This is a genomic window from Povalibacter sp., assembly GCF_036520495.1.
Taxonomy (GTDB): Bacteria; Pseudomonadota; Gammaproteobacteria; order Steroidobacterales; family Steroidobacteraceae; genus Steroidobacter.
On sequence record NZ_DATDJO010000008.1, the window covers coordinates 34168 to 51189 of the forward strand.

The following is a 17022-nucleotide window of genomic DNA, read 5'->3' on the forward strand; positions in this document are numbered from 1 at the left end:
GGCTGACTGCCGTGCCTGTGGAGCGCAAACGAACATGATTTCGACCACCCGTCTGCGGATCTGCAAAAAATCTCAATGCCTACCGTAGCTGCCAATCCCGACCACGAGACGCGGACATCCGAGGGCGTGGCGCTCGGACCCGTGCTTGCCGATGCCGAGTTCGACTTCATCCGCCATGTGGTGAACGAGAACGCCGGTATCGTTCTGGGTCCCAACAAGCGCCAGCTCGTGCAGGGGCGTCTGGCGCGGCGACTGCGCGAACTGGGCCTGCCGAGCTACGAGGCTTACTGCGCGCACGTGCGCGAATCGGGACCCGAAGAACTGGTCGATCTCATCAACGCGCTGACGACCAACGTCACGGCGTTCTTCCGTGAGAACCATCATTTCGAAGCCCTCGCGTCGTACATGATTCCCGAGGCGCTCAAGCGCAACCTGGATTCGCGACGCCTGCGGATCTGGTCGGCCGGCTGTTCCTCGGGCGAAGAGCCGTACTGTCTCGCGATGGTGCTCACGGAAGTGATGCCGCCGGGCATTCGCTGGGATACGAAGATCCTGGCGACTGACATCGACAGCGAAGTGATTGCGTTCGCCCAGCGCGGTATCTATCCGCTGGACCGACTGGAGGCGGTGCCGCAGGAGCGGCTGCGTCGCTGCTTTCGCAAGGGGGTCGGTGCGAATGCCGGACAGGCGCTGGTGCAGCCGGACATCGCGCGGCTCATCACCTTCCGCACGCTGAACCTCATGCAGAACTGGCCGGTGAGCGGGCCATTCGATGTGATCTTCTGTCGCAACGTGATGATCTATTTCGATCAGCCGACCCGCGAACGCATGGTCTCGCGTTTCGCGGCGCTGCTCGCGCCAGATGGGTATCTTTGCCTCGGTCATTCGGAATCGATTCACGCGGGGACGGCCCCGTTCCGTCTCGTCGGCAAGACCATCTATCGCAAGCAGGGCAAGGGTGCCCTCGAGGGCTGAGCGTCATATGGCTGTGGTGTCGACAGATCTGCCGCGATCTCTGCCGGGTTTCGAAACCATCCGGCGCTATCGCAATGCGGCCGGCCAGGTCATCGCCAAGCTGTTGCCTGGCGATTTCTATGTGACAGAAACCGACGAAGTGCTCGATACCGTGCTCGGTTCCTGCGTCTCGGCCTGCATCCGCAACACGCGGCAAGGCATCGGCGGCATGAATCATTTCATGCTGCCGCGTCCGAGCGGCGACGGCGATGACACCTGGGGCAGCGTCGCCGGACGCGCTACGCGCTATGGCACTGCGTCGATGGAACAACTCATCAACCGCGTCCTGCGGACCGGCGGTTCGCGCGCCGATCTGGAAGTGAAGATTTTCGGTGGTGGCCGCGTGCTGTCGAGCCTCACCGATGTCGGCAACCACAACGTGCTGTTCGTTCGCGAATTCCTGCGTGCGGAAGGTCTGCGCGTGACATCGGAAGATGTCGGCGAATCCTGTCCGCGCCACGTGCAGTACTTTCCGCTGACGGGCCGGGTCCGCGTGCGGCACCTCAACTCGCGTCAGACCAGCGACGTCGTGTCGCACGAGCAGAAGTACCTGTCGGGCCTGGAGAAGGCGCCGGTGGCAGGCGAGATCGATCTGTTCTGAACCCAGGTGACGAAAGTGACGGAAGTGACGGAAGTGACGAGTATCAGAGCGCAGCATGCACACGGCCGCGACCTCGCGAGATGCGTCCTGCCATTGCGGCCTTCACTTTCGTCACCCTGGTGACCCGCGTTACTACCCATTCCCATGCCAATCAGACTACTCATCGTTGACGACTCGGCGCTGGTGCGGAAGCTGCTCACCGAGATGCTCGGCCGCGATCGCGACATCGAAGTGGTCGGCACGGCCACGGATCCCTACGCCGCGCGCGAGAAGATCAAGCAGCTCAATCCGGACGTGATCACCCTGGACGTCGAGATGCCGCGCATGGACGGCGTGACGTTCCTGGAAAATCTGATGCGCCTGCGACCCATGCCGGTGGTGATGGTGTCGTCGCTGACACAGCATGGCGCGGACATCACGCTGCGCGCCCTGGAACTCGGGGCGGTCGACTTCATCGCCAAGCCGAAGGTCGACGTCGCCGGCAGCCTCGCGGACTATGCCGAGGAACTCATCGCGAAAGTGAAGATGGCCGCAGGCGCACGTGTCAGTCCGCGCAGCCATGCACGGCCCAGCGCAGCGCCCGCAGCATCGGCGTCGTCAGCGTTGAAGGTCGATGAGCGGCGCACGGCGGACGCGGTGCTGCCGGCGGTGACCGGCCGGCGTTTGCTGCGGACGACGGACCGCATCGTCGCCATCGGTGCATCGACGGGCGGAACCGAGGCGATCCGCGAGTTGCTGGAAGCAATGCCTGCGGATGCCCCGGCCGTCGTCATCTCGCAGCACATTCCTGCCGCGTTCAGCCGGGCGTTCGCCGAACGCATCCACCGGACGAGCGCCATGTCGGTCTGCGAGGCGCAGGACGGCCAGTACATCCTTCCCGGCCACGCCTACATCGCTCCGGGCGATCAGCACCTGATCGTCGAGCGCGACGGCGCGCGTTACCGGTGCCGGCTCAGCGGCGGTCCGCACGTCAACCGTCATCGTCCAAGCGTCGACGTCATGTTCCGGTCGGTGGCGCAGAACGTCGGCCCGAATGCGACCGGCGTGATTCTCACCGGCATGGGCGACGACGGTGCCCGCGGCCTCAAGGAAATGCTGGAGGCGGGCGCCGGTACGATTGCACAGGACGAAGCCACCAGCGTCGTCTGGGGAATGCCTGGCGCCGCCGTGAAACTCGGCGCCGCGGAGCACGTCATGCCGCTGCAGAAAATTCCGGGGCAGATCCTCCTTCTGTCGTCGGATGTCGGCCGCAGCAAGGCGGCGGGCGCGGGGTAGGAATCAGAGAGAAGCGGGTACACAAAGGGGCACAAAGGAGCACAAGTCCACGACGAGAAGACTTCTGTTGTTTGTGCGCTTTTGTGCTCCGCTATGGGCTCCTTTGTGTACCTGGTCTTGTCTTTCCCGCTGAAACCACGAGGCCGTTAACAGACTGGGGCGGCGGATGTTCATACAGTGGCTACCTCAAGGCCCCTGTTGCACTGCCGATATCACGTCCATGACCCACCAGCACCCAGCCAGTTCCGACGAAGCCACCGTTCCGTCAGGTCATTCGGGCGCGTTCCAGTTCGTCGCCGAACTCGCCGAAGAAGTGTCCCGTGGCCGCGTCGAATTGCCGTCGTTTCCCGACGTTGCCGTGCGTGTGCGCAAGGTACTGGCGGACGAACAGGTGTCGAACGAGCAGATCGCGCGTGTGGTCGGCTCGGACGCGGGCCTTGCGGCGCGCGTGTTCACGCTGGCGAACTCCGTGGCGTTGAATCGCGGCGGAAGAAACGTCTCCGAACTCAAGACCGCTGTGAATCGCATCGGGCACAACAACGTGCGCACCGCTGCCGTGTCGTTCGCGATCGCCCAGCTGCGCCGCGCTGCCGAACTGCGCCACATCGCCAAGGAACTCGAAGGTCTGTGGCAGGAGGCCACCATGGTGGCCGCGCTGGCGTACGCGATCGGCTCGCGCGCCAACAAGATCAATGCAGACGAGTGCATGCTCGCCGGCCTGCTGCACAACGTGGGGAAGATCTACATCCTGGCCCGCGCCAATCGCCACGGAAACCTGTTCAAGGATGCCGGAACGCTGGCCCAGGTCATTCGCGACTGGCACTCGAACGTCGGCAAGGCCATTGTCGAGAACTGGGGTTTTCCCGAACACATCTCCGAAGCCGTGGCCGAGCACGAGAACATCGACCGCAACGCGGGCCATCCCGATGTCACCGATGTTCTGACCGTGGCTGTCATGATGGCCGGCTTCGCCGGTCACGAAGCGGATCTGGAGCTCAACATGCAGGGCGTGAAAGCGTTCTGGCGCCTCGAGCTCGACAATGACAAGTGCGTTCACATCATGAACGGCTGCACGGAAGAGATTGCGGCGCTGCGCATGGCGCTCGGCGACTGACGAGAGCGTTCCTTGCCGCCGTCGACCCGCAGGAGTCGATGCCCGATGGGCTACTCCAGGGTGGGGTTGGCCAGGAAAGACCCCCGCTGCCTCGACGGGTTGTCCCGCACCCCGGGCCCGTGTGTATTCCCTGATGTCTTCCAGGTGGTCCCAGCGTCCCGCGCCTGACATTCGCGCGGCGCCTCGGCTATCCTTCGCCGCTCAAATCCTTCGGATCCGGCAGAATTTTTCCCCATGCAAGAACGTTACGATCCTGCGGCTGTCGAGTCGCAGGCCAGAGACCATTGGCAGTCCACCGACGCCTATTCGGTTCGCGAAGACAGCTCGCGCCCCAAGTACTACTGCCTGTGCATGTTTCCGTACCCGAGCGGTCGGCTACACATGGGTCATGTCCGCAACTACACGATCGGCGATGTGCTGTCGCGCTTCATGCGCAAGCAGGGCTACAACGTCCTGCAGCCAATGGGCTGGGATGCGTTCGGCCTGCCCGCCGAAAACGCGGCGATGGCGAACGGCGTGCCGCCGGCGAAGTGGACGTACGACAACATCGCGTACATGAAGGGTCAGCTGCAGTCGCTGGGCTTCGCGCTGGACTGGAAGCGTGAGCTGGCGACCTGCCAGCCCGAGTATTACCGCTGGAACCAGTGGCTGTTCCTGCGCATGCTCGAGAAGGGCATCGCGTACAAGAAGACGGGCGTCGTGAACTGGGATCCGATCGATCAGACCGTGCTCGCCAACGAGCAGGTCATCGACGGTCGCGGCTGGCGCACCGGCGCACCGGTCGAGAAGCGCGAGATCCCGATGTACTACCTGCGCATCACTGACTATTCGCAGGATCTGCTCGACTCGCTCGATACACTCACCGACTGGCCCGAGCGCGTGCGCACCATGCAGGCCAACTGGATCGGCCGCAGCGAAGGCGTGCGCCTGGGCTTCCCGTACGAACTGGACGGCGAGTCGCACACGCTCAATGTATTCACGACCCGTGCCGACACGCTGATGGGCGTGACGTTCTGCGCCGTCGCGGCGGAACATCCGCTCGCCACCTACGCCGCAAAGAACGATGCGGCGCTCGCCGCGTTCGTCGAGGAGTGCAAGAAAGGCACGGCCATGGAGGCTGAACTCGCCGTCATGGAAAAGAAGGGCATGCCGACCGGCCTGTTCGTGACGCATCCGTTGTCGGGCGAGAAAGTGCCGGTATGGGTCGGCAACTACGTGCTCATGACCTACGGCGAGGGCGCCGTAATGGGCGTGCCGGGGCACGACGAACGTGACTTCGAGTTCGCGAAGAAATACGGCCTGCCGATCCGGCAGGTGATTGCCGATGGCGCCAATGTGTACTCCACCGAGCAGTGGTCGGAGTGGTACGGCACCAAGTCCGGGATCTGTATCAACTCCGGCAAGTACGACGGCCTGAACTATCAGCAGTCCATCGAGGCAATTGCCGCGGATCTGTCGGCACTCGACCTCGGGCACAAGCAAGTGCAATGGCGTCTGCGCGATTGGGGTATTTCACGCCAGCGCTACTGGGGCTGCCCGATTCCGCTGATCCACTGTCCGAAGTGCGGCGATGTGCCGGTGCCTGACAAGGACCTGCCGGTCGTGCTGCCCGAAGGGCTGGTGCCGGATGGCAGCGGCAATCCGCTGGCCAGGCTGCCCGCGTTCTATGAATGCAAATGCCCGACGTGCGGTGCCGATGCGCGCCGCGAAACCGACACGATGGACACCTTCGTCGATTCGTCGTGGTACTTCGCGCGCTTTGCTTCGCCGGACAACGCGCAGGCGATGGTGGACGAGCGCGCGGACTACTGGATGCCGGTCGATCAGTACATCGGCGGCATCGAGCACGCGATCCTGCACCTGCTGTACTCGCGTTTCTGGACGCGCGTGATGAACGACGTCGGCCTGACCAAGGTGCGCGAACCGTTCAAGCGCCTGCTCACGCAGGGGATGGTGTTGAACGACATCTACTCGCGCAAAGGCGATGGCCGCGTCCAGTATTTCAATCCTGCGGATGTGGACGTGCAGGTGGACGCGAAAGGCACGCGACTCGGCGCAACGCTGCGCAGCGACGGCAAACCCGTCGACTGGGAAGGCATGCGCACGATGTCCAAGTCCAAGAACAATGGCGTCGATCCGCAGCAACTCGTCGCGGAGTACGGCGCCGACAGCATCCGCCTGTTCATGATGTTCAAGGCGCCGCCCGAAGACACGCTGGAATGGTCGGATGATGGTGTCGAAGGCGCTGCGCGTTTCATGCGCAAGCTGTGGCGAACCGTGTATGAGCATGTCGCTCAAGGGCTGCCTGCGCCGTTGGCAGGCGCAACGCTCACGGCCGAGCAGCGCACCATGCGCCATGCCGCACACACAATGCTGGCCAAGGTCACCGACGATATCGGCCGTCGCAAGGTATTCAACACGGCGATCGCGGCCGTCATGGAACTGATGAACACGCTGGCGAAATTCGACGACAAGTCGCCGCAGGGTCGCGCGATTGCACACGAGACGCTCCAACTCGTCGTGCAGGTGCTGTCGCCGATCGTGCCCCATGCAACGCATGCCCTGTGGCAGGCGCTGGGACATGACGATTCGCTGATGGATCGCGCCTGGCCGCAGCCCGATCCGCAGGCGCTGGTGCAGGACGAGATTCAGCTGGTCGTGCAGGTCAACGGCAAGCTTCGCAGCCACATTGCTGTGGCCGCAGCAGCCGACGAGGCGTCGATCCGCGAAATTGCCCTCGCCGACGCCAACGTGCAGCGCTGGATGGAAGGCAAGCCGCCCAAGAAAGTGATCGTGGTGAAGGGCAAGCTGGTGAACGTGGTGGTGTGAAGCAGTAGCACCACCCTGTGGGTCCGGCTTCAGCCGGACATCCGTCAGCCCCTGCCAAAGCAGGACCCGCAGCCCTGGATTCCGCAGGTTGGCCAGGTTGGCAGGTTGGCCAGGTTGGCTAGGTTGGCCAGATTGGCCAGATTGGATGAGTCGTCCGGCTTGCCCGTCGCAAAGCGGCGGGCGTAGCCTCTGCGCAGGATCTCTCTTCAGCGTGCAGGTGACTTATGCAAATGCGTGTCGTCGATCACGACCAGTCGGATCTGCGTAGCCAGGTGTCCGCCGAGGAATGGGCGGTGCGTGTCGATCTGGCGGCGTGTTATCGACTGGCGGCCCACTTCGGGTGGGACGATCTGGTCTTCACGCACATATCCGCGCGCGTACCCGACACTCATGATTTCCTGATCAATCCCTACGGCTTGATGTTCGATGAAATCACCGCGTCGAGCCTGGTGCGCGTCGATCTCGAAGGCAACAAATCGCTGACGAGTCCATACGACATCAATCCGGCCGGTTTCACGATTCACAGCGCCATTCACGCGGCGCGCGACGACGCCTACTGCGTGCTGCATCTTCATACGATGGCCGGTATCGCAGTGTCGTGCCAGAAGGCAGGACTGCTGCCGATCTCACAGCAGGCGAGCATCGTCGTGCAGTCGCTGGCGTATCACGACTACGAAGGCATCGCCCTCAATCCCGACGAGAAGTCGCGTCTGCAACAGCACCTCGGCAACGCCCGCAACCTCATGCTGCGTAACCATGGCCTATTGACCGTGGGCCGCAGCGTCCCGGATGCATTCCTCGCGATGTACACGTTCCAGCGCGCCTGCGAGATCCAGGTGCTCGCGCAGGGCAGCGGTGCGGAGTTGCTGCATATCCCGCAACCGGTGCTCGATACCGTGCCCGAATACAGCAAGGCGGTGCTGCGCGGTGCAGGCAGTTCCCTGACATGGCCGGCCCTGCTGCGCAAGATGGACAAGATCGATCCGGGCTATCGGACCTGAAGATTATTTCCACGGGGGCCACGGGGAACACGGGGACGAGAGAGAAACAGCTCTGAAGAGCGTTGGTCTGTCTTTCCAGCCCCGCGCTCCCCGTGTCCCCTGTGGAGATCTTCGTTCTCCGCCGTCCGCTATACTCCCCGCGAATCGCATTCGTGAGGTCCGTCGTCGATGTCCCTAATTCTGCGTGTTTCCGCTCTCGCTGCCGCGCTTCTGCTGGGTGCCTGCGGCTGGCGCATGCAGGGCACGGCGCGCCTGCCCGAAGTGATGTCGGCCACGTTCATCGACACCACCGACACCTACACCGAGTTCAACCGCGCACTGCGCGAGAGCCTGGAAACCTCCGGCGTGCGTCTGGTGTCGAATCGCAATGACGCCAGCGCCATCCTGCGCATTCGCAAGGACACCAGCGGCCAGCGGGTGCTGTCTGTGTCGGCGCGCAATACGCCGGAAGAATATGAAGTCTTCTATGCCGTCGAGTATTCCGTGGAAAGCCAGACGGGCGAACTGATCGCCCCGCAGAAACTCGAACTGACGCGCGACTACAGCTACGACACGGCGGCGGTGCTGGCCAAGCAGCGCGAACAGTCGATGCTGCGCGAGTCCCTGGCCCGCGATCTGGCGGGCCTGGTCGTTCGCCGCGTGGCGTCCCTGTGAAGTAGCAGTGACGCGCCTGCGCACGATCACTGCCTGATTCAACGACGTACTGCGAATGATCCTTCTCCGCGACCGCGACAGCAGCGAGATCTCGCACATCCTGCAGCGCTATGGGCTGGACCTTGTCCAGCTCGCGTCTGGAGAGGAGATTCCGGGCTCCTACTGGGGTGACAGCGAGGCCGGCCTCATCGGTCATCGTCTCTATGTGCGGCCGGATACGCCGCTGCATTCGCTGCTGCACGAGGCTTGTCACTTCGTCTGCATGGATGACGAGCGTCGTGCGGGCCTGGACAAGGACGCAGGCGGGGACTACGACGAGGAGAACGCTGTCTGCTATCTGCAGATCGTGCTGGCCGACCAGCTGCCGGGCTTTTCGTGCGCACAGATGCAGGCCGACATGGATGCCTGGGGTTATACGTTCCGGCTCGGATCCGCGCGTGCATGGTTCGAGCAGGACGCCACGGACGCCCATGACTGGCTGGTTGCGCAAGGCGTCATCAGCGCGGCAGGTGTGCCTACCTGGAGGGTGAGGCGCCAGGCACCAGGTGCTTAGGTAAGAAGCGATGCAGACTACCAATCACGCCGAGAGCCTAGAGCCTAGGGCCTAGGGCCTAGGGCCCAGCGCCACGCCTAGTGCCGCGCCCGCGGCTCTTGCGTACAGCCGCAATGGTGACGATCGCGCGAGACGAGTCTAATCGCGCGCACTGCGAACTAGTCCTCCATGACGAAGGGGGCGGGGTGCATGAGCATACGTCGGATACTCGGGCTCGAAGGTACGCCGCGGCCGCAAGACGCGGCGCCGCATTCCGATCTGAGTCAGGTCGGAGTGCGCAAGATCGTCGACACCACCCGCGAAGGCGTCTGGCTATTCGACCTGGAGGGGCGTACGACCTTCGTGAACCAGCGGATGGCGGACATGCTGGGTGCAAGCGTCGACGATCTCATTGGCGCACGGCTCATGGAGTTCCTCGACAACGATGAACGAGTCGAGGCCGAGCGCGATCTGCGCGCCTGGCTCGGGCAGAGCGGGGAAGGTCGCTACCATCACCTGCACCGTCGCGACGGCACTGATCTGTGGGCGAGGATTTCCTCGAGCGCCGTCGAGAACGAGAGTAACGCCATCGTCGGCCTGCTGGGCATGTTCACCGACGCCACGGATCGTCGCGACATGGAGCAGGCGCTGCAGCACGCGCAGGCGCAGTTCCGCATCGTCTTCGATTCGTCGCCGATCGGCATCGTGGTGGTCAATCCGGAAGGCTATGCGGTGCTGGCGAACACGATGATGCTCAACCTGCTCGGCTACCAGCGCGAGGAGATCAAGCAGGTTTCGTTCGAACACGTCACGCATCCGGATGACGTGGCGGAGGACCGCCGTCTGTACGCTGCGCTGATGCGCGGCGACATGGAATGCTTCCGCCGCGAAAAACGTTACGTCAGTCGCAACGGCCGGACCATCTGGGTTCACGTCAATGCATCGCTGGTGCGCGGCGCCCAGGGCGAGCCGCAGTATGCGATCAGCATGATCGAGGACGTAACGGAGAAACAGCAGGCCGAGCATGCGCTGCGTGACAGCAGCAACCAGTTGCGTCATGCGCTGGACGCCGCGCGCATGGTGATCTGGCGCCTGGATGTCGCCAGCGGCGGCATGCAATGGTCGGACAACGTCCATCGCGTCTTCGATCTGACACCATCGCGTACCCCCAGGACGCGTCATGAGCTGGAGGCGATGGTCGCTCCGCAGGACCGTGCACGCGTTACCCGCGAGATTGAGCGAGTGTTGCAGACGCCGGACGTCAAGTTCGTATCCGTGTTTCAGATGAACGCGCAGGAAGGAGAGCCGCGCTGGTTCGAGGCGCGCGGTGAAGTCGAGCGCGACGCGAATGGCAATCCGCTGTACATGCTGGGAGCCGTCATGGACGTGACGATCCGGGAGCGGGCCGAGCAGGCATTGCGTGACAGCGAAGCGCGCTTCCGGACACTGGCGGATGCGGCGTTCGAGGGCATCGCGATCACCGATCAGCGCCAGCTCGTCGACGTCAATGATCGCCTGCTGGCGATGCTGGGTCGCAGTCGCGAGGAGGTGATCGGGCTGGACGCGGAACAGGTATTCGCGAGCGAGACCGCGCCGCTGATGCAGCGGAAGATGGGCAGCAGCGACATTGGAGTGTACGAAGCCCTCATCGATCGTCCGGACGGCAGTCGGACACACGTGGAAATTCAGGCGCGCTCCTTTCAGACCAATCGGGGCAGGACATTGCGGGTTGCGGCCGTCCGCGACGTCACGGCACGGCGCCGCGCGGCGGAGTTGTTGCGTCAGTCACAGGAACGCGAACTGCGCGCACGCGAGGAGTTCTCGCGTCATCTGCTGAATGCGCAGGAACTCGAACGGCAACGGCTGGCGAACGAATTGCACGACAGTCTCGGGCAGAACCTGTCGCTGATCCGCAATCGCATGCACCTCGCCCTGGAGGTGCCGGGGATTTCTCCGCAAGTAGCCGATCATCTGCGCGCCGTCGCGGAGATCGCTTCCGACTGCGTTGCGGAGGTGCGCAACCTGGCGCAGAACCTGCGGCCGGTGCAGATCGAACAGCTCGGGCTTACCGAAGCGCTGAACAGCCTGGTCGAACGCGTGCGCGAATCCACTACCACGACCATCCAGAGCCGTATCGAGCACGTGGACGACGTGTTGCAGGGCGAGGGCGCAACCCATCTCTACCGCATCTGCCAGGAAGCCCTGAACAACATGTTGCGGCATTCGCAGGCGCGCAAGGCCACACTGTCGCTGGAACGCGATGTGGGTATGCTGCATCTGGACGTGAGAGACGACGGTATCGGATTCGATACGGCGAACGCCGTCGGAAGTGGCGGGCTCGGTCTCAGCAGCATGCGCGAACGGGCGCAGATACTGGGCGGTACGCTCGATGTTCGCAGCACGCCGGGTCGAGGCACACATCTGCATGTCCACCTGCCGTTCACCGAACCGGCAGACCGGGACAGCGGGAGACAGGATGATGGCGCAGGGCAGGAGTAGCCGGGGATGAAGCCGATTCGTGTCGTGATCGTCGATGACCACCCGTTGTTTCGGGCCGGTCTGCGGCAGGTCATTCAGTCCGATGCCAGGTTCGAGCTGTTGGCGGAGGCGGAGACGGGTGCTCAGGCGAAGCAGCTGATCCGTGACCTCGCACCCGATCTCGCGGTGCTCGACGTCAATCTGCCGGACGGTACCGGACTCGATATTGCCGAAGCGTTGCGTACCGAAGGCAGCGTGACGCGCTTCGTGGTGCTGACCATGCTCAAGGACGAACCGGCCTTCAACAAGGCCATGAACCTCGGCATCGACGGCTACGTTCTCAAGGAGAATGCAGGCACCGAGATCATCAGCTGCCTGGTCGCTGTGGCCGCGGGCAATGCCTATGTGAGTCCGTCGTTGACGGGTTTCCTGCTGCGCCGTCGCGGCAAGGCCGAAGCACTCGCATCACACAAACCGGGATTGATGGATCTCACCACCGCCGAGAAGCGCATCCTGAAGCGCATCGCCGAAAAGAAGACCTCCCGTGAAATCGCCGCGGAACTGCACGTGAGCCCACGAACGGTCGAAACCCATCGCACCAACATCTGTACGAAATTGGCGCTCAAGGGTGCCAACTCGCTGCTGCAGTTCGCGCTGGAGAATCGGGAGTCGTTGAGTTCGTTGGCGTGAGGAAGTTGGCTGACTGGTGAATTGGCTAACGGTCGACCGGCTATCTGGCTAACCGGCCGACTGGCTAACCGGCCGACTGGCCAGACAAAGGAGGCCGACTGGCCGGGAAAAAGAAGAGAGAACGGAGCAGCTGTCTGGCCGGTTAGCCAGTTAGCCAGTTGACCAGTCAGCCAGTTGACCAGTCAGCCAGTTAGCCCGTTAGCCCGTTAGCCAGTTGGCCCGTTGTCCCGCCCACCATCCCCCTCCCTACGTAGGCTTACGCAGCCCCTACGCCCCGACACCGAGTTCATATTGCGTGCCGCTCGTGATTTATCCGCGGCAGCCTATCGAGGAAAGTACGCGCGGGCCACCAGAGTATCCCGCCTCATGAAAGTGCTGATCATTGACGATCACGCCCCAACGCGTGCCCTGATCGCGACCTGGGTCCGCAGCGTCGCGAGCGAGATCCGTGAGATTGCCAATGGACGCGACGGTATCGACGCGTGTGCGACGTTTCGGCCTGATGTCGTGACGCTGGATCTGCGCATGCGCCTGATCGACGGCTTCGAAACATTGCGCCACCTGCGTGCGCAATATCCCCAGCAGACCGTCATCATCGTGACTCAGGCCGACTTTCCGGACCTGCGGCGCAAGGCCGCCGAAATGGGTGCCGCCTTCTTCGTTTCCAAGGACGAGCTGCGCATGCTGCGCTGGTTCCTGGAGCGCGAATCAGAGCGCCGCAGTGCGATCACCGAATGATCCGGCAATGGACGCTGTGGAACGAAAGCTGCGCCGGAAACGGCGTTCCGGCCGGCTGTCGCGAACGACGCCGGACTGCATTGCCGCATCGGCAACGCAGGGAGTAGCCGAAGTGCGCATGACGACCGCGGCGGGTCTGGAGACCACGCGTCGCGATCTGCTGGTGCGCACGGCGGGTTGGATCCTGATCGTCTTCACGATCCTGTTGCCGTTGGTCGTGATGCGCGACCTGGACACCCGTCCCTGGACGATTTTCGTTCATTTGTGCATTTATGCCGCGCTGCTGGTGACGTGGCTGCGACACCGGCAGCTCGGTGCGACTGCCATTGCGTGGGTGCTGCTCGGGTCGCTCTTCATGCTGGGCACCGTCGGTCTGCTGCGCACCGGCATCGTCGGGATCAACGGGATGGCCTACGGCCTGCTGGCGATCATCACCCCGCTCATTTTCGGTTACCGGGCAGGTGTGGTGGCCGCCGTGCTCTGCGGCCTCGCCTATGTGGTCGTCGGCACGCTGACTGTCACAAGTGTGCTCGACTACGCGGTCGTCGCCGGTGACTATTTACAGAGCCTCACCAACTGGATTCATACGGGCTCGGCGTTCATCGGCTTCATCACCATCGCGACGGTGATCTCGGGCACGATCTGTCGCAAGCTTCACGACCTGCTGCGCAGTGAGGCGGCCCGCGGCCAGATGCTGGCGGCGTCGAATGCGCAGCTGGCCGAAGCGAATGCACGCCTGCATGAGATGAACGCGGACCTGGAACGACGCATCGACGAACGTATCAGCAGTCTCGAGCAGACGAACCGCGAACTCGAGAGTTTCTCCTACACCATCTCGCACGATCTGCGATCGCCGCTGCAGGTGATCGAAGGCTTCAGTTCGCTGGCGTTGCAGGAAGGGTCGACCACGAAGGCCAGCGAGTACCTGCACAAGATCCAGGGCGGGGCCCGACGCATGCACGACATGATCGGACACCTGTTGAAGTTCTCCCAGCTGGGTACGCGAGTCATCCAGCGCGAGCAGGTGAACCTGAGCGAACTGGCGCAGCGCATGCTGCTCGATCTGCAGGTGACCGAGCCGGGCCGCGTCGTGGAGTTGTGCATCGAGCCGGATATGGTGGACAGCGCCGATCCGCAGCTCATCGGCAACGTGCTGCACAACCTGCTGCTCAACGCCTGGAAGTTCTCGTCGCGCAACCCCGCCGCGCGTATCGAGTTCTCTCGCTACCCTCGTCAGGGACGTCTCGTCTACCAGGTGCGGGACAACGGCGTCGGCTTCGACGCGATCGCGGCGCATCGGCTGTTCCAGCCCTTCGTGCGCTTCCACGACAAGCGTGAGTTTCACGGCAGCGGCGTGGGCCTCGCGATTGCGAAACGGATCATCGACCGACACCAGGGGCAGCTCTGGGTCGAAAGCCGGCCGGGCGAAGGCGCCGCCTTCTTCTTTACGCTGACTTCTTAGAGCAAGACGGGTGGAGCACAAAGCAGGGCGCAAAAGACCACAAAGAGAGTTCGACGACATCAATTCCTTTGTGCTCTGCTGTGCCCTCCTTGCTCTCCTTTGTGTACTTCACGCTCCCGCCTTATCTGAACCTGTCAGTCGCGGTGACCAGCGCATGCGTGTTGCCCGCTTCGAAGGCTGAATGGCCGGAGTCCGGACTGATGTGGAACTCTGCTTCTGGCCAGGCGCGGTGCAGCGCCCAGGCGGTCTGCATGGGGCAGACGACATCGTAACGACCCTGCACGATCACGGCGGGGATGTGCCGGATGCGTGAGACGTTGCGCAGCAGCTGATCCTCGGTTTCGAGGAAGCCGCGATTGACGAAGTAGTGACACTCGATGCGGGCCACCGCAATCGCGAAGTCCTCTTCGCCCCATTTGTTGACGTTGTCTTCGTTGACGTGCAGGTAGCTGGTGGCTGCTTCCCAGATCGACCACGCCCTTGCTGCATCGACGCGCACTTTGCGATCGTCGCTGATCAGGCGCTTGTAGAACGCCTGGATCAGGTCGCCGCGTTCGGCGGGCGGGATCGCCTTGACGTAGTTCTCCCAGTGATCCGGAAACAGCGCGCTCGCGCCTTCCTGATAGAACCAGCGCAGCTCGAACTGCGACAGCATGAAGATGCCGCGCAGGATCAGTTCCGAGACCCGCTGCGGATGAGTCTGCGCATAGGCGAGGGCGAGTGTGGATCCCCACGACCCGCCGAAGACCAGCCACTGGTCGATGCCCAGTTTCGTGCGCAGTGCTTCCATGTCGGCGACCAGGTGCCAGGTCGTGTTGTCGACCAGGCTCGCGCGCGGCTTGCTGCGTCCGCAACCACGTTGATCGAACAGCACGATGCGGTACGCGTCGGGATCGAAAAAGCTGCGTGCGCGACTGTCACAGCCCGCGCCCGGTCCGCCATGGACGAACAGGGCGGGTTTGCCTTGCGGGTTACCGCATTCCTCGTAGTAGATCTCGTGCTCGTCGGAGACGCGCAGGGTGCCGGTGTTGTACGGCTGGATCGCGGGATACAGTCCCCTCAATCCCGACGCCGGACGCGCGGGTCGTTTGCGCTTGGTCAGTACGGCGTTGCGCGCGTGGCTGCGCTGCTTGCTGGCGGGTGCCTTGCGGACACTGCGACGACTGGCTTTACGTTTGGATGGCATGTGTGACTTCCGCAACCCGATGCGGGCATTGTTCACGGCCCCGCCGCCGACATGCAAGTGCGGGAATCAATGCCACAGGCCAAGCACGAGTCCGAACAGCAGGAACTGCAGCGTGTGGTAGCCGCCATCGATGAGCCACAGCAGAAAACTGCGATTGGCGAACTGGTAGTTGATGCCAAAGCTGGCGGCAACGAAACATGCGCCGGCCGGCAGGCCGTGACTCAATGCATACGAGAGCGGCGGGTTCGGTCCCAGCCAGTAAGCGAAGGCCGTGGCAGCGACCAGCGAAAACAGAAAGCTCAGCCCGAACACTCTGAGCGGATGTCCCTGGCCCTTCGGGCGCGAATCGCAGGCTTCACGATTCCATGCCTTGCCGAACAAGGCGGGTGAATACCACGGCCCGCCGAGCAGGAAGGACGCGAGGGTGCCACCAGAATTGCCCACCCATGGAGCGCTTCCATAGTGCTCCCCTTGATGTCGACGTGTTATCGAACCAGTTTCAACGCGCCCGTCAGTTTGTCGATGGCAGCCGCCGATGCCGGACCGATGCCGATGCAGGTCACCGTTCCCGGATCGACGACAGTGTGACCCGCATCCATGATCAGGGCCACTGGCAACGACGCTTCGATGGCGAGCCGTTCAAGATCCGCAAGCGTCGATTCGGACTCTCCTTGCAGCACCACCTTACCCATCCCGTCGCTCAACCATTTCCTGCGCGCGTCGGCCGGCGCTTCGAGAAACGCAGCGATGGAGGCATGCGCCACCTGCGCGGCAAGTTTGCCGCGCGGCAATTTTAGGGCTTCGTTGACGATGACTTGTTTCATGGAGGCGCCGGGTCCGGAGTCTTACAGAGAGTACACAAGCCGGGACCGGTTCTGGAAATGCACCTGCTTGCGAGTTCATCGTGCAATGTCGAGTCCCGCGCCATGCGAGCGCTGCACGGCGCGTACACAGCGTCGATCGACATTCTCCAGAAGAAAACCACTGCGGCAGCGCGCTCTTCGCGACTGGAGAGGCTAGGGCGAGGCTTGCCGGACCCTGTTTGTGCTGGGAAAGGCAACGCAGGTGGGCACTCCCAAGTCAGGATGGCATGAGGCCGACGCGGTGCGCGAGAGCGAATCCACACGCGACGTTGGCAATGAACAGATGTTGCGGCGACCTCTTCGACGCTGAGATGAGACAACGGAGGGTCTCGCCGAGACACTCGCCCTGTCCGCTCCAGTCGCCGGCCGACAGGCGCGCGTGGCGATCGTGTTGATGCGGGTTATCCCAGCCGCGATTTATCAGGACAGTTAAGACAGCGCTATTGGGGCCTGTCTGAAATTCTGTGTTCGAGGCATATCATGACCGAGAGGAGTCGATATGCCGAGAAAGAAAAAGCACGAGACGCAGAACGATGCACAGCGCGCCGCTGAGCCCAAGATCCCGAAGGAGCTGCTTGACCAGCT

15 protein-coding genes are annotated in these 17022 nt (G+C 63.1%); 12 read left to right on the forward strand and 3 right to left on the reverse strand.

Features of this window, described 5'->3' with window-relative positions; all coding sequences use genetic code 11:
- The first annotated feature begins 75 nt into the window (after nucleotides 1–75).
- From VIZ63_RS02745 to VIZ63_RS02800, 12 genes are all read left to right on the forward strand, one after another.
- Nucleotides 76–975, forward strand: coding sequence for a protein-glutamate O-methyltransferase CheR (locus VIZ63_RS02745; protein ID WP_331607961.1), 900 nt, complete (start codon nucleotides 76–78; stop codon nucleotides 973–975).
- A 7-nt stretch (nucleotides 976–982) separates the two neighbouring features.
- A complete protein-coding gene (locus VIZ63_RS02750; protein ID WP_331607962.1) occupies nucleotides 983–1615 on the forward strand; it encodes a hypothetical protein in 633 nt (210 codons plus the stop codon).
- Nucleotides 1616–1759: 144 nt separating this feature from the next.
- Nucleotides 1760–2890: a chemotaxis response regulator protein-glutamate methylesterase gene (locus tag VIZ63_RS02755; RefSeq protein ID WP_331607963.1), complete on the forward strand. Its 1131-nt coding sequence runs from the start codon at nucleotides 1760–1762 to the stop codon at nucleotides 2888–2890.
- Nucleotides 2891–3110: 220 nt separating this feature from the next.
- The gene (locus VIZ63_RS02760) at nucleotides 3111–4004 is read left to right on the forward strand and encodes an HDOD domain-containing protein (RefSeq protein WP_331607964.1); all 894 of its coding nucleotides are present in this window, start codon (nucleotides 3111–3113) and stop codon (nucleotides 4002–4004) included.
- 234 nt (nucleotides 4005–4238) lie between these two features.
- Nucleotides 4239–6833, forward strand: a complete 2595-nt coding sequence (leuS, locus tag VIZ63_RS02765) for a leucine--tRNA ligase (protein WP_331607966.1) — start codon at nucleotides 4239–4241, stop codon at nucleotides 6831–6833.
- A 230-nt stretch (nucleotides 6834–7063) separates the two neighbouring features.
- Nucleotides 7064–7834 (forward strand): class II aldolase/adducin family protein, encoded by a 771-nt coding sequence (locus VIZ63_RS02770; RefSeq protein ID WP_331607967.1) that lies wholly within the window; start codon nucleotides 7064–7066, stop codon nucleotides 7832–7834.
- A 168-nt stretch (nucleotides 7835–8002) separates the two neighbouring features.
- Nucleotides 8003–8488 (forward strand): LPS assembly lipoprotein LptE, encoded by a 486-nt coding sequence (gene lptE, locus VIZ63_RS02775; protein ID WP_331607968.1) that lies wholly within the window; start codon nucleotides 8003–8005, stop codon nucleotides 8486–8488.
- 55 nt (nucleotides 8489–8543) lie between these two features.
- The gene (locus VIZ63_RS02780; protein WP_331607969.1) at nucleotides 8544–9041 is read left to right on the forward strand and encodes a hypothetical protein; all 498 of its coding nucleotides are present in this window, start codon (nucleotides 8544–8546) and stop codon (nucleotides 9039–9041) included.
- A 189-nt stretch (nucleotides 9042–9230) separates the two neighbouring features.
- On the forward strand, nucleotides 9231–11519 hold the full coding sequence (locus VIZ63_RS02785; RefSeq protein WP_331607970.1) for a PAS domain S-box protein: 2289 nt from the start codon (nucleotides 9231–9233) through the stop codon (nucleotides 11517–11519).
- Nucleotides 11520–11525: 6 nt separating this feature from the next.
- Nucleotides 11526–12188 (forward strand): response regulator transcription factor, encoded by a 663-nt coding sequence (locus tag VIZ63_RS02790; RefSeq protein WP_331607971.1) that lies wholly within the window; start codon nucleotides 11526–11528, stop codon nucleotides 12186–12188.
- 366 nt (nucleotides 12189–12554) lie between these two features.
- Nucleotides 12555–12926 carry a response regulator gene (locus VIZ63_RS02795; protein ID WP_331607973.1) on the forward strand — a complete coding sequence of 124 codons (372 nt, stop codon included), beginning with the start codon at nucleotides 12555–12557 and terminating at the stop codon, nucleotides 12924–12926.
- A complete protein-coding gene (locus VIZ63_RS02800) occupies nucleotides 12910–14388 on the forward strand; it encodes a sensor histidine kinase (protein WP_331607974.1) in 1479 nt (492 codons plus the stop codon). The genes VIZ63_RS02795 and VIZ63_RS02800 overlap by 17 nt, the downstream gene beginning before the upstream one ends.
- Before the next feature lie 121 nt (nucleotides 14389–14509).
- Here the strand turns inward: VIZ63_RS02800 and pip are convergent, their stop codons facing one another.
- The 3 genes from pip to pth2 form a co-directional block, all read right to left on the reverse strand.
- A complete protein-coding gene (gene pip / locus VIZ63_RS02805; RefSeq protein ID WP_331607975.1) occupies nucleotides 14510–15574 on the reverse strand; it encodes a prolyl aminopeptidase in 1065 nt (354 codons plus the stop codon).
- Between the two features lie 66 nt (nucleotides 15575–15640).
- The gene (locus tag VIZ63_RS02810; RefSeq protein ID WP_331607976.1) at nucleotides 15641–16018 is read right to left on the reverse strand and encodes a DUF1761 domain-containing protein; all 378 of its coding nucleotides are present in this window, start codon (nucleotides 16016–16018) and stop codon (nucleotides 15641–15643) included.
- Between the two features lie 41 nt (nucleotides 16019–16059).
- Nucleotides 16060–16398, reverse strand: a complete 339-nt coding sequence (pth2, locus tag VIZ63_RS02815; protein ID WP_331607977.1) for an aminoacyl-tRNA hydrolase — start codon at nucleotides 16396–16398, stop codon at nucleotides 16060–16062.
- Nucleotides 16399–17022: the final 624 nt, after the last annotated feature.